General features: G+C 44.0%; 17 protein-coding genes. 8 read left to right on the top strand and 9 right to left on the bottom strand.

Annotation, left to right across the window (positions count from 1 at the left end):
* Positions 1-532: 532 nt before the first annotated feature.
* The 3 genes from HPS57_RS01245 to HPS57_RS01235 are packed head-to-tail and all read right to left on the bottom strand — an operon-like array spanning position 533 to position 1,329.
* Positions 533-760 carry a hypothetical protein gene (locus HPS57_RS01245; RefSeq protein WP_172179399.1) on the bottom strand — a complete coding sequence of 76 codons (228 nt, stop codon included), beginning with the start codon at positions 758-760 and terminating at the stop codon, positions 533-535.
* A gap of 9 nt (positions 761-769) precedes the next feature.
* On the bottom strand, positions 770-1,117 hold the full coding sequence (locus HPS57_RS01240) for a phage holin family protein (RefSeq protein WP_172179397.1): 348 nt from the start codon (positions 1,115-1,117) through the stop codon (positions 770-772).
* Positions 1,118-1,119: 2 nt separating this feature from the next.
* Positions 1,120-1,329 carry a YtxH domain-containing protein gene (locus tag HPS57_RS01235; protein WP_135940903.1) on the bottom strand — a complete coding sequence of 70 codons (210 nt, stop codon included), beginning with the start codon at positions 1,327-1,329 and terminating at the stop codon, positions 1,120-1,122.
* A gap of 225 nt (positions 1,330-1,554) precedes the next feature.
* Between HPS57_RS01235 and HPS57_RS01230 the strand changes: the two genes are divergently transcribed.
* From HPS57_RS01230 to rplT, 8 genes are all read left to right on the top strand, one after another.
* Positions 1,555-2,028 carry an SPOR domain-containing protein gene (locus tag HPS57_RS01230; RefSeq protein WP_172179395.1) on the top strand — a complete coding sequence of 158 codons (474 nt, stop codon included), beginning with the start codon at positions 1,555-1,557 and terminating at the stop codon, positions 2,026-2,028.
* 33 nt (positions 2,029-2,061) lie between these two features.
* Entirely contained in the window at positions 2,062-2,478 is a 417-nt protein-coding gene (gene ruvX / locus HPS57_RS01225; protein ID WP_172179393.1) for a Holliday junction resolvase RuvX, read from the top strand.
* 16 nt (positions 2,479-2,494) lie between these two features.
* Positions 2,495-3,058 carry a peptide deformylase gene (gene def / locus HPS57_RS01220; RefSeq protein WP_172179391.1) on the top strand — a complete coding sequence of 188 codons (564 nt, stop codon included), beginning with the start codon at positions 2,495-2,497 and terminating at the stop codon, positions 3,056-3,058.
* A 76-nt stretch (positions 3,059-3,134) separates the two neighbouring features.
* A complete protein-coding gene (locus HPS57_RS01215) occupies positions 3,135-4,664 on the top strand; it encodes a tetratricopeptide repeat protein (protein ID WP_172179845.1) in 1,530 nt (509 codons plus the stop codon).
* A gap of 126 nt (positions 4,665-4,790) precedes the next feature.
* The gene (gene thrS / locus HPS57_RS01210) at positions 4,791-6,761 is read left to right on the top strand and encodes a threonine--tRNA ligase (protein ID WP_172179389.1); all 1,971 of its coding nucleotides are present in this window, start codon (positions 4,791-4,793) and stop codon (positions 6,759-6,761) included.
* A 138-nt stretch (positions 6,762-6,899) separates the two neighbouring features.
* Positions 6,900-7,586 (top strand): translation initiation factor IF-3, encoded by a 687-nt coding sequence (infC, locus tag HPS57_RS01205; protein ID WP_172179387.1) that lies wholly within the window; start codon positions 6,900-6,902, stop codon positions 7,584-7,586.
* 87 nt (positions 7,587-7,673) lie between these two features.
* Positions 7,674-7,871: a 50S ribosomal protein L35 gene (gene rpmI, locus HPS57_RS01200; protein ID WP_172179385.1), complete on the top strand. Its 198-nt coding sequence runs from the start codon at positions 7,674-7,676 to the stop codon at positions 7,869-7,871.
* A 34-nt stretch (positions 7,872-7,905) separates the two neighbouring features.
* Positions 7,906-8,250 carry a 50S ribosomal protein L20 gene (gene rplT, locus HPS57_RS01195; protein WP_135940910.1) on the top strand — a complete coding sequence of 115 codons (345 nt, stop codon included), beginning with the start codon at positions 7,906-7,908 and terminating at the stop codon, positions 8,248-8,250.
* 404 nt (positions 8,251-8,654) lie between these two features.
* Here rplT and HPS57_RS01190 read toward each other — a convergent pair whose 3' ends face one another.
* The 6 genes from HPS57_RS01190 to HPS57_RS01165 form a co-directional block, all read right to left on the bottom strand.
* Positions 8,655-9,506 (bottom strand): methylated-DNA--[protein]-cysteine S-methyltransferase, encoded by an 852-nt coding sequence (locus tag HPS57_RS01190; protein WP_172179383.1) that lies wholly within the window; start codon positions 9,504-9,506, stop codon positions 8,655-8,657.
* A gap of 13 nt (positions 9,507-9,519) precedes the next feature.
* Entirely contained in the window at positions 9,520-10,035 is a 516-nt protein-coding gene (locus HPS57_RS01185; RefSeq protein WP_253946421.1) for a methylated-DNA--[protein]-cysteine S-methyltransferase, read from the bottom strand.
* A 16-nt stretch (positions 10,036-10,051) separates the two neighbouring features.
* On the bottom strand, positions 10,052-10,777 hold the full coding sequence (locus tag HPS57_RS01180; protein ID WP_172179381.1) for a DNA-3-methyladenine glycosylase family protein: 726 nt from the start codon (positions 10,775-10,777) through the stop codon (positions 10,052-10,054).
* Between the two features lie 148 nt (positions 10,778-10,925).
* The gene (locus tag HPS57_RS01175; protein ID WP_172179379.1) at positions 10,926-11,546 is read right to left on the bottom strand and encodes a flavodoxin family protein; all 621 of its coding nucleotides are present in this window, start codon (positions 11,544-11,546) and stop codon (positions 10,926-10,928) included.
* Between the two features lie 10 nt (positions 11,547-11,556).
* On the bottom strand, positions 11,557-12,456 hold the full coding sequence (locus tag HPS57_RS01170; protein ID WP_172179377.1) for a cation diffusion facilitator family transporter: 900 nt from the start codon (positions 12,454-12,456) through the stop codon (positions 11,557-11,559).
* Between the two features lie 27 nt (positions 12,457-12,483).
* Positions 12,484-13,041: an NUDIX hydrolase gene (locus HPS57_RS01165; RefSeq protein ID WP_172179375.1), complete on the bottom strand. Its 558-nt coding sequence runs from the start codon at positions 13,039-13,041 to the stop codon at positions 12,484-12,486.
* Positions 13,042-13,100 lie beyond the last annotated feature (59 nt).

Raw genomic sequence — 13,100 nt, 5'->3', positions numbered from 1 at the left:
CCCTCATCCTCTTACAGCTTCGACGCTTCATTGCTGAAGGTTCTCGGAACAGGACATCTGGATAGGTTTTGCAAAATTAAGCATTTGTTTGGAAACCGCCAAATTTCAGGGCAAATAATTGTTGTTTTCTCGAGTATTTATCTAAGAGGGAATCGCTCTAAGAAAATAAAGAAAGGAAAGAATTTGCTTCGCTTTAGTGTTTGTTTTTCGGAGGAGCTCATTGTTTTCTTTGGGCATGATGGTTGCTCTAAGAAAACAAAGAAAGAAAAGGATTTGCTTCGCTGTAGTGTCTGTTTTCCGAAGCTTATTGTTTTCTTTGGGAATGGTGATTGCTTTAAGAAAAGAAAGAAAAGGATTGGCTTCGCTTTCGTGTTGAGGTCTTATGCGGACAAAGAAGATGGCAGTGTATTCTGCCAAAAGAAGAGACATTAAGAGAACAAAGAATCCGCTTCGCAGATACATTGAAAAACAGTGCAATGGCGAAACGGATATGGAGCACGAGCTATTTAGAATGCTAATTTTGTGGACTAACTTATTTTCTCAATTTCCTGTAAAGTTTCCAGCCAAGGAGTGCGCCGTCCATGAGCCCCAATCCGGTGTTGGCATATTTGAGGAGGCGCTGGGATGGAGTGCTGAAAGTTTTGTCCTCTTTCGGATGAAAGACATCTTCCCAAAGGATGGAGATTTCTTTTTCTTTCCGATTGATGGCTTTTTGCAGTTCAGCTTTCTTGGCTATTATGTCGTCGATGTCGTTGTACATGGAATGGGATCAGTTTGTGAGTATTTCTGCAAAAAGTTTGATTAGAGGTTTCTGTATCCATGCTTTGCGTTTGGCAGATATAAGCATGAACAGCAGAAGATAGAATCCTGCAACAGTAAGGAAAGCTGCGTATGTAGGCATTATGTCACTTAATGCGTATGCGGCAGCGAATGAAAGGAATATGATGAAAAGCAGGATGAAAAATGATAATATGATAGCCAGCAGGACGAATGTCAGCAGGCGTACTATTTTCTCAACAGCACTGAGTTGCAGAAATTCCTTCTGCAACCCAATGTAGTCTTTGATTGACTCTATGATAAGAGCCAGTTTTTCTATGTTCTTGTCGTTACTGAACATTATTACTCTGCATTGATATCAACGAGGTCCTCTGCGAGTTCAGCCATTTCCTTCTTGGAAAGCTCAAGGTTGTGCTTGTCACAGAAATCCTTGATTGTTGATGAGATTTTCTTACGTGTGTCTTTTCCTGACTCCGGAGCTGCGAGCAAACCGATTGCTGCACCAGCGATAGCGCCACCGAGGAATGCGCCAATGTAACCTAATGTCTTCATAATTCTTTAGTTTTTAAGTTGATGATAATTACGATTGTGAATTCGTGTCGCAAAAGTAAGAAAGATTTTATACCCGTCCAAATATTCCGTCTAAAATTATGCTAAAACGCAGGATAATTTGTTGAATTTATTATTTTTATACAGTTTTTGTTGGATATGTCGCGATTTATTATTAATTTTGTACCCAGATAAAATCAGTCAGAAACAATCATTATTTTATATATCATGAAGAAAAGTATTACTATGTGCGCGGTTATCTGCGCAGGTTTAGTGTTGGCAAGCTGTGGTTCAAGCAAAGAGTCTGCATACCGCAAGGCGTATGAGAAGGCTCAGGCTCAGGAGAATACAACCGTCATAGAGCAGACAACAGAGGAAGTGGTGGCTCCGGTTGTGGAGCGTCCGGTTACTGACAACCGTACAATGGACAACAATGACAATGTTGCTGTGCGTTCAGAGAAGGTGCAGCTTGTCAGCGGAGCAGGAATAAAGGGCTTCGGCGTGGTTGTCGGCTCTTTCGGACTTAAGGCTAATGCTGAGAATCTTCAGAGCCGTATCCCTGGTTCTCAGATTGTCTTCAACCCTTCTAACAACATGTACCGCGTTGTGGCTACGACATCTGACAGCAAGGCAGAGGCTGTGCAGAGTCGCAACAACCTCCGCTCACAGTATCCTGACGCTTGGTTGCTGTACAGCAAATAATGTAAATGAAAGTTGCACGTTTAGAGAATTTATATGCGAATACTTTCTGTTGACTACGGAAAGAAACGTACAGGTTTGGCAGTCACTGACCCATTGCAGATAATAGCAAACGGGTTGGTGACTGTCGCTACATCTGATTTGATGCGGTTCCTGAAGGACTATTGCGCAAAGGAGGAGGTGGCGACGATTGTTGTCGGTGAGCCATGGCAGCCGAATGGCAAGCCAAGCGAGAACCTTCAGCGCGTCCGCTCGTTTGTCGGGCTTCTCAAGAAAAGTTTTCCTGACAAAGAGATTGTGCTCTATGATGAGCGTTTCACATCTGTGATAGCCCACCGCACTATGATTGACGCCGGGTTGCATAAGAAAGCCAGGCAAAACAAAGAACTTGTGGACGAGATTTCTGCAACGATAATTCTTCAGGATTACATGGAATCGCGTCGTTTCAAATAATAATAGAGGAACAATTATGATATTACCTATATATACTTATGGGCAGCCTGTATTGAGAAAGGTTGCTGAAGACATTACCCCTGACTATCCGGATTTGAAGCAGTTCATTCAGAATATGTGGGAGACACTTGCTGTGAGTGAAGGAATAGGGCTTGCAGCACCTCAGGTTGGCAAGTCGGTCAGGGTGGTTGTCATAGACCTTGATCCATTGGCTGATGAATTCCCTGAATACAAGGATTTCAAGAAAGTCTACATCAATGCCCACATTATAGAGGCTGATGAGGATGCAAAGAAGGAGACTCTACAGGAGGGATGCCTGTCTTTGCCTGCTATCCACGAGAATGTCACTCGTCCGACACGCATCCATGTAGAGTATGTGGATGAGGACTTCAATCATCATGACGAATGGGTGGAAGGTTATCTTGCGCGTGTGATGCAGCATGAATTCGACCATTTGGAAGGACACATGTTCATTGACCGTATTTCTCCATTGCGCAAGCAGCTTATAAAGTCAAAGCTGAAAGCTCTTCTGCAGGGGCGTTTCCGTTGCGGATACAAGACAAAGGCGCCAAGAGTGTGACAGGCTGTAGTTGTTTGAGTGAAAAGGAAACGGATTCCGGTTGTATAGCAGTTTGAACAGAATACTGACATTTGCAATGCTTTTGTGCTTTTCCTTGGTAGGAAAGGCACAATTCAATACCGATCGTCTCATGACGACCGGAAAAATTGCATTGCATTATGAGGACTATGCTTTGTCCATACAGTATTTTTCACAAATCATAAATGCCAAGCCGCATCTGTATGAGCCATGGTATATGCGTTCTGTAGCGAAGTTCTATCTTGACGATTACAGCGGTGCGGAGCTGGATGCCACAGAGGCGCTGCGGCTGAATCCTTATGTGTCGGAGCTTTATGACCTTCGAGGCATAACGCGTATTCGGCAAAAAGACTATTCGGGAGCGATTGCTGACTATACTGATGCGGTAAGACGTAATCCTACCAATAAGAGCTATTGGTACAATCGTGCTGTCTGCCGTATGGAGAACAAGGAATACGACAAGGCGCATCTTGAACTCGATACGATTATTGGCAAATGGAACACATTCTCAAGTGCTTATAACATTAAGGCAGAATTGTTTATCCAGCAGAAAGATACTGCGTCAGCTACCGATTGGCTTGACAAAAGTATTGCGATTGACCCATACAATGCTGATACATGGATGACACGTGCAAGCATTTCTTTGAACAGGAAGGAGTGGAAGGATGCAGACGAATATTTGTCAAAGGCGTTGCACATTCGTCCGAAATTTGTTGCCGGTTATATAAACAGAGCCCTTGCACGCTGTAATATAAACAATCTGCGTGGCGCAATGTCCGACTATGACATAGCTCTTGACATAGACCCGAACAATTTCCTCGCGCATTATAACCGCGGGCTTCTGCGTCAGCAGGTCGGTGATGACAACAGAGCCATAGAGGACTTTGACTATGTGTTGCAAATGGAGCCGGGCAATATAATGGCTTTGTTCAATCGTGCCATATTGCTTGATGCAACAGGAGATTTGCAGGGAGCGATCAGGGATTATTCCAAGGTTATAGATGAGTTCCCTAATTTCTGGACAGGATTGTCGCGCCGTGCTAATTGTTACCGCAGGCTTGGCATGACAGGAAAGGCGGAAAAGGATGAGTTCAGGATTTTGAAAGCCCAGATGGACAAGCATTTGGGAATACAGAAACGTTGGAGCAAGTCCAAGCTGAAGGAAATGCGCAAAAAGAGTGATATTGACCTTAGCAAGTACAGTTCGCTTGTTGTCGAGGACGATAATCAGAAAGAGCATGAGTATCAGAGCGAATATCGTGGTAAGATTCAGAACAAGAGTGTTAAGATAGAGCTTCTTCCGGAAGATTTCTCTTCAAGTTTGGAGCCGACAGAGGCTACAGACCACTATGTTCAAGGCACTCGCATGGCAAAAGTCGGAGACTATAAAGGTGCGATAGAGGCTTTCACACAGGCGATAGAGAAAGATTCGCGAATGCAGGAAGCGTATTTTAACCGTGGACTGTGCTATGTCTTCTCCGATAAGCGGAAAGAGGGCATGAATGATTTGAGCAAGGCCGGTGAGTTGGGCCTGTATAGTGCTTACAGCGTTATGAAAAAACTGAATAAAGAGAAAAATCAACGTTAAAAAGGAATTTGCGGACAAAAAAGTCTGTTCTTTTCTTTGATTTAGAGAAAAATATATTAATTTTGCATATTGAATAATAATGTGGCATGTCATCCGTACGACTTGCCTGTAAAAACAAATTAATCAATGATAAAAATAACATTCCCAGACGGTAGCGTGCGAGAATACGAGGCAGGCGTTACCGGTTTTCAAATTGCAGAGAGCATTTCTCCGGCTCTCGCACGCAGCGTTGTATCCTGCGGCGTAAATGGGGAGACCGTAGAGCTTAACAGACCGATAGAGACTGATGCTCGTATCGCTTTGTACAAGTTTGATGATGAGCAGGGAAAGCACACATTCTGGCATACAAGTGCCCATCTTCTTGCCGAGGCTCTTCAGGAGTTATATCCCGGAATCCAGTTCGGTTTCGGCCCTGCTGTTGAAAACGGTTTCTTCTATGATGTCCTTCTGCCTGATGGCGAGATGATAAAAGAGGGGGATTTCAAGAAGATAGAGGACAAGATGATTGAGCTTGCACGCAAGAATGAGACTGTTGCTCGTCAGGAAATCTCAAAAGCCGATTGCCTTGCACAGTTCGGTGCTGCCGGTCAGACGTACAAGTGTGAGCATATAGAGCAGGATCTTGCTGATGGCTCTATTACAACATATACTCAGGGCAACTTTACAGACTTGTGTAAAGGACCTCATCTTGTTTCCACTGGAGACATCAAAGCGATAAAGCTGACTGCTATTGCCGGAGCATTTTGGCGTGGCGATGCCACCAAGGACCAGATGCAGCGTCTCTATGGCATATCATTCCCAAAGAAAAAGATGCTTGATGAGTACCTTCTTATGCTTGAAGAAGCAAAGAAGCGTGACCACCGCAAGATAGGCAAGGAGATGGAACTCTTCATGTTCTCTGAGAGAGTGGGCAAGGGTCTTCCTATATGGTTGCCGAAAGGCACAGACCTCCGCATCCGTCTTCAGGATATGCTCCGCAAGATACAGAAGAACTTCGGCTACCAAGAAGTTATAACTCCTCATATCGGTTCCAAGAATCTGTATGTGACTTCCGGTCATTATGCGCATTATGGCAAGGACTCTTTCCAGCCAATACATACTCCGGAAGAGGATGAGGAGTATATGCTGAAACCTATGAACTGTCCGCATCACTGTGAGGTGTTTGCATGGAAGCCACGTTCATACAAGGATTTGCCATTCCGTTGTGCTGAGTTCGGAACTGTTTATCGTTACGAGAAATCCGGTGAGCTTCACGGCTTTACTCGTGTACGCTCATTCACTCAGGATGACGCACATATTTTCTGCCGTCAGGACCAAGTCAAGGATGAGTTCCTTCGTGTACTGTCCATTATCCAAACTGTATTCACAATCTTTGGTTTCGGAGAAGAGCAGGTAGAGTTCCAGATATCTTTGCGTGATCCGGAAGACAAGGAGAAATACATCGGTTCTGATGAAGTATGGGAGTCTGCAGAGCAGGCTATCATTGATGCTTGCAGGGAAAAGGGCATTAAAGCGCGTTGCGAGTTAGGAGAGGCTGCATTCTATGGACCAAAGCTTGACTGTATGGTTAAAGACGCTATCGGTCGTCGCTGGCAGCTTGGTACAATCCAGGTTGACTACAACCTTCCTGAGCGTTTCAATCTGGAATATACAGCAGAGGACAACTCCAAGCGTCGTCCGGTGATGATTCACCGTGCCCCATTCGGTTCTTTGGAACGCTTCACAGCTGTACTCATAGAGCATACTGCAGGGCATTTCCCACTTTGGCTTGCACCTGAGCAAGTTGCTATCCTTCCTATCTCTGAGAAGTACAACAACTATGCTTTGGAGGTTGCAGAGTATTTCGACACTGTCGGTGTGCGTGCCACAGTGGATAACCGCAATGAGAAAATCGGTCGCAAGATACGTGATAACGAATTGAAGCGCGTGCCTTATATGGTTATTGTCGGTGAGAAAGAAGCTGCAGATGGAACTGTTGCAATGCGTCAACAGGGTGGTGGCGACCAGGCCGTTATGCCAAAAGAGGCATTTGCAGAACGTGTACTTGGTGAAGTCGCAGAAATGCTGAAAGCTACCGATTTGAAGCCTGAAAACTGAGTTTTGTTGTAAATAATGTTAAAAGTCGTGATGCAAAGATACTTTGATACTATGTATATTAATGAAAATTAGTATCTTTGCATCCGATTTTTTGCAAAATCAATATTTAATGGTAACAGCCAAACCATACAACGTTTAATGAAGATAGACAAAAAGAAAGAGCAAAACCAATACCGTATCAATGAGCAGATTCGTTGCAAGGAGGTACGTATTGTAGGTGATGACGGAGCTATGGTCATCTCCACACGTGAGGCTCTCCAAATGGCGAGAAGCCGTGAGGAGGATCTTGTCATGATTTCGCCAAATGCCGAACCACCGGTTTGTCGCATCATTGATTACTCCAAGTTCCTTTACCAGCAGAAGAAAAAGGCAAAGGAAATGAAGCAGAAGCAGGTGAAGGTGGAAGTCAAGGAGATTCGTTTCGGACCTCAGACGGACGAGCATGACTATAATTTCAAACTCAAGCATGCAAAAGAGTTCCTTGAAGAAGGAAACAAGGTTCGTGCGTATGTCTTCTTCCGTGGACGTTCCATTCTTTTCAAGGAGCAGGGAGAAGTGCTTCTTCTGCGCTTTGCCAATGACTTGGAAGAATACGGAAAGGTTGAGCAAATGCCAAAGCTTGAGGGCAAGAAGATGTTCCTCTTCATAGCACCAAAGAAGTCCGGTGTGGCAAAGAAATCACAGCAGAAGCTTGACCGTGAACGCCGTGAGGCTGAAGCAAAAAAAACTGCACAGCCGGCTGAAGCAGAGACTCCTGCAAACGGCGGACTTGCAGCAAATGCCAAAGGTGCAGAGGCTCTTGCCAATCTTAAATTTGAGGATTAATATCCCATAATAGCATAGAAAATACGTGCGTAACGCCTGGTATATGCGTTGCCACAATATATTAATAATTAATTAAACAACAAAAAAATGCCAAAAGTAAAGACTAATTCCGCTGCAAAGAAGCGTTTTTCTTTCACCGGATCAGGTAAGATTAAGCGTCGTCACGCTTTTCACAGCCACATTCTGACAAAGAAGACAAAGAAGCAGAAGAGAAACCTTCTCGGTTCTGAAATCGTTGATTCTTCAAACACAAAGCAGGTTCGTGACTTGCTGCGTCTACGTTAATCTTATTGTCTAACTTTTTAAAAGTAAGAAAACTATGCCAAGATCAGTAAATCACGTTGCATCTCGCGCAAAGCGCAAGAGAATCCTTAAGCTCACCCGTGGCTATTTCGGAGCACGTAAAAATGTTTGGACTGTTGCCAAGAATACTTGGGAGAAAGGTCTCACTTACGCGTATCGTGACCGTAAGAACAAAAAACGCACATTCCGCGCATTGTGGATTCAGCGTATCAATGCTGCAGCTCGTCTTGAGGGACTCAGCTACTCTCAGTTGATGGGTGCTCTTCACAAGGCTGGTATTGAGATTAACCGTAAGGTCCTCGCTGACCTCGCTGTTAACCACCCGGAGGCATTCAAGGCAATTGTTGCCAAGGTAAAGTAATTTAGTCAGAAAACTACATTTACCAACATAAGTCATAATACTTATTAAAATGAGTATTATGGCTTTTTTGTATATGATTATTACATGTTTAGATGAGAGATACCTGTTAATTAATATTTATTATAAGTAAAATATAATAATACTATTTGCTTTTGTAAAAATATTATATAATTTTGCAATGTGTTTTTCATGGTATTAGATATTTAAGGTAACTAAGAGCGTTTGTCGTGAGACAAGCGATGTAAGTTTCAGCCACCTTATCTTCTATTTAGGTGGCAAAACGACCGATAGTTCGTTTGGGGAAAATCCAAACGAACTATCATTGTTTTTGTAGGATATATACGATTTCAGACAAATCGAGGGCGATGGGTGTTATGGTGGCAGCGGATATTATTTGGTTGAGGTCATCTGACAGATTCTTGTTTTGCTGCTTCCCAGCCAATAATGGCTGTTTTGCGGATTTCTCCCCAATGATAGTTGCCGATTTCTCCTGTTGCGCGGATTACACGATGACATGGTATAAGGAACGCGACAGGATTTTCACCAATAGCTGTACCTACTGCACGGCAGGCTCGTGGATTTTCGATACTTGCAGCAATGTCGCCGTATGTGGTCATTCCACCCATAGGAATTTTTAATAATGCTTCCCATACTTTCATCTGAAACTCAGTTCCTTTCAAATGTAGTTTTATTTCACTGAGTTTACTCCAGTCTTGTGTGAAAATGAACAAGGCATTCTGCTGAACGCTGTCAAGTATCTGATTGAACCTGGCATGTGGAAATTTTCTTTGCAGTGAGCTGAACGCTTGAATATGGTCATCGGCAAATTCCATACTGCATATACCTTTTGGAGTAGAGGCTATCAATATATCTCCGAAAGGAGTTGTGTCAAAGCTGTAATTGATTAAAAGATTCTCACCGCCGTTTTTGTATTCTCCGGGTGTCATCCCCTCGATGGTGATAAACAAATCGTGTAGCCGTCCTGTACCGGATAATCCCACTTCCAAAGCTGTGTCGAAAAGTGATGCGTGTGTCTGTTGCAATATGCGTTTGGCATATTCTATGTTAAGATATTGCAGAAACTGTTTAGGAGTAATTCCTGCCCACTCCTTAAAAATCCGCTGGAAATGAAACGGACTCATATTCACGGCCTCGGCTATGGTTTTCAATCCTGGCTGTTCTTTACGATTATCCCTTATGAACCTGATGGCTTCGGCAATACGGGCATAGTTAACTTCGTCCTGTATTCCTTTCATTTCAATGATGCTTTTACAGAACACCTTCTAGCTCCAACAACAACTGTTTGGCTTTCAAACCACCTCCGTAACCTGTCAGTGAACGGTCGCTGCCGATGATACGGTGGCATGGAGCAAGAATCGAAATAGAGTTAGCACCATTTGCATTGGCAACCGCACGGACAGCTTTTGGCAAACCGATTTCTTTTGCCATTTCTCCGTATGAAATCGTTTTCCCGAAAGGTATTGTCAGCAAGAAATTCCATACAGTTTTCTGAAAATCCGTACCAACAAACATCAATGGCACATCAAACGTCTTGCGTTCTCCGGCAAAGAACTCGTCAAGTTGCTTTTCTGCCATATTGATAACCTCTGATGTCCCTTCCTCAAACTCTGCTTTCAGAATTCGTTTCAGACGCCTGTCCACATGGTCACGATGCTTTTCGACCTGCCAGTCACAAAGGCAGAGCTTGTCGCTAAACGAGCCGAGCATCAACACTCCACGTGGCGAGTCGTAACGCTTTATCTTAATGATATTCTTCTCTTTCATAACTTTCATACATATTTTACAAGACCTGTATCTTTCCTTTCCCTTTCCCTTTCCGTCCATTGCTTTTCTGTTTAGGTAAATAGTCTTTCAGCCCTTCCACTGCACCGGCCGACACAGCCCAAAGATAGATGCAGGCAACGCTGCCATAAGGAGAATAGCGACGGCGGTACTTCTCAAACATGGAACGGGTAATCTTGCGGTGGTGATACAACATCCTCAAACCACGTTGCACAGCTAAGTCTCCGAAACTCAGAATATCAGGGCGTTGCATAGAATGGAGCATCAGCATTTCCGCTGTCCATACGCCAATGCCGTCCAATTCTGATAGCTTTGCGCAAACTTCGCTGTCGTCCATTTCACAAAGCGCTTTGATGTCAAATTCGCCAGATACGATTTTATGTGCTGTAGTCCTTATATAGTCCACCTTTTTGAATGTGATACCGAACGATTGTAGTTCTTCGGGTGAAATACTGAGAACCTTCTCCGGGGTAATTTCGCCAAACGCATCAACCATTTTAAGCCAAATTGTATTATGCGCTTTGGTCGAAATCTGTTGTCCCACAATGGAATGGACAAGGGCAGTGAAGAGGTCGGGAATTACCTGCCTTTTCACCATGCCCACTTTGTCTATTACTTCTCCGAGCCGTTTGTCCTTGTTTTTAAGATAGGCAATTTCCTTTTCTCCGTATAGAAAAAATTGCTCTGTGCTTCTTTTATGTTCTTCGGTTATTGTGTTGTGCATACCTTGCAAAAATAGATATTCATTTGTATTACGGTGCAAAGGTACAACAACATTTTTTATTTGGCAACCCGAAAATTGCTATTTATGCCTAATACAGTCCAAAACAAGGTGTTATCAGAGAATTTCCGCCAATGCCCATGCCTGATAGCTACTTTATGAAGTTTGTCTGTTGTGGCGCTTCGTCAAGTGTTGGAATGCCGAATTTTTCTTTCCCAAGCCCAATACTTTTGACGAGGAAAGCCATATTCTTTCCAAGTCGGCGCATGGTCTGGAGTCCTTCAGCATCCTGCAATGCTTCACCGGGTGTGCGTCCGTAGACCATGTTCCAATACTGTGAACTTGCGACTGGCATTCCGCAGATTGTGAAATATTTGTTCAGTACATCGAATGTCGATGACATTCCTCCACGGCGTGCCACAGTGACAGTTGCTCCGACCTTCATCGTCTTATCAAACTTTGCAGACAGGAACAGCCTGTCAAGGAATGAAATCAGAGTGCCGGCAGGGGAAGCATAATAGACCGGAGAGCCAATGACAAGCCCGTCTGCATCACGGAACTTCTCAGCAACCTCATTGACACAATCGTCAAATACACATTTTTTCAGTTCCCCACACTTATAGCAACTGATGCATCCACGCACGTTTTTATGCCCGATATGTATTATTTCCGTTTCTATCCCCTCTGCATTAAGCGTTTTTTCCACTTCGTGTAAGGCAAAATATGTGTTGCCCTCTTTCTTAGGACTTCCATTGATAAGTAGTACTTTCATATTGTAGATATTAAATTGTTCTGTTTTTCTTTACAGGCTCTATGTGTAGCATGATATGTGTGGATTGTCCGAATTCCTCACGTAGCTTTCTTTCTATAGCAGACGCATGTATGTGTGCTTCCTCTATTGTTATGCTTCCGGGAAGACGCAGATGCATCTCTATCGCAATACGACTGCCAATGCGGCGTGTATGCAGGTTATGAATGTCACTTACAAGCGTATCTTGATAGACTATTGACATGATTCTGTCCACTGTCTCTTTTGGCAGGCTCTCCTCCAATAGTTCACCTGACGCCTGCCGTAAGAGTCTGAGGGCTGTACCTATAATCAGTATGCTGACAATGACAGCAGCAATAGGGTCAAGTATAGCCCATCCGTTCCCTAAAAGCACTGCCCCTCCGATTCCTATTGCTGTTCCTATCGAAGACAAGGCGTCGCTTCGATGATGCCATGCGTTAGCCTCCAAGGCTTGTGAATCGATCTCTATGGCAACCTTTCTGGTCATTCGGAAAATCCATTCTTTCAGTGAAATACTTGCTATTGCAGCCACCAATGCAATGAGCTCAGGAGACTGAATTTCATCTCCTTGGGCGAACATTACAATTTTCTCAATGCCGTTCCAGCCGATTGTTATGGCAACAATAAGGAGCACCATGCCAATGACGGATGTTGCAATGGTCTCATACTTGCCATGCCCGTAGTCATGATTCTCGTCTGCCGGTTTGCTGCTTATGCGGACGAAGATAATGACAACAATATCGGTAAGGAAATCACTGAGAGAGTGTATTGCATCGGCAATCATGGCAGCGGAGTGTCCGAGAATCCCTGCTGCGAACTTGATAATCAGCAGTATGAAGTTCACGACACTTCCCATGAGTGTCACTCTGTATATGCGTTGGTCGCGAGTCATTCTTGTTTCGTTTTTTTGGGGGCAGACTTATTTTGAAAGAGCGAAGAATTTCCACAGAGGTGCTGCCATAAGCGACTGCCTGATGCTGCCACTTATCAATAAGTCCTTGACTTCTTCCTTGCTCATGAGATGTACGGAGATGTCTTCGGTTGGCTCAAGATGTTGTGTTGAAATCTTTTCAACATCCGTGGCTATGTAGCTGTAACTCAAGTTTGTCATCGAACTTGGGTTAGGGGAGACCGTCATCCACAGCTCCCATTTTCCATTGCCGTAGCCTGTCTCCTCGTACAGTTCACGCTTGGCTGCGGTGAGAGGCTCTTCTCCGTCGTCACATACACCGGCACATAGTTCGAAACTTGTCTCTCCGATGCCGTGCCTGTACTGACGAATCATCACAAACTGCCCTTCCTTGGTAATGGCAATGATGTTCACCCAATTCGGATATTCCAGCACATAATATTCTGGAATTTCATTGCCATTAGGCAGCCGGACATGGTCACGACGTGCCGTAAGCCATGGTCTGCGTATCAGATACTCGCTTTTCAGCACTTCCCATTTCCTGTTCTCTTTTTCAGCCTGTTCCATATATAAAATGATGATTATTTGTTATCTGATACAAAGGTAGGAAAAAAATCAAAGACCAC

Source organism: Palleniella intestinalis (genome assembly GCF_013166595.1).
Taxonomy (GTDB): Bacteria; Bacteroidota; Bacteroidia; order Bacteroidales; family Bacteroidaceae; genus Prevotella; species Prevotella intestinalis.
The sequence above is the reverse complement of the archived record's forward strand: the minus strand, read 5'-3'. Positions and strand labels throughout refer to the sequence as shown.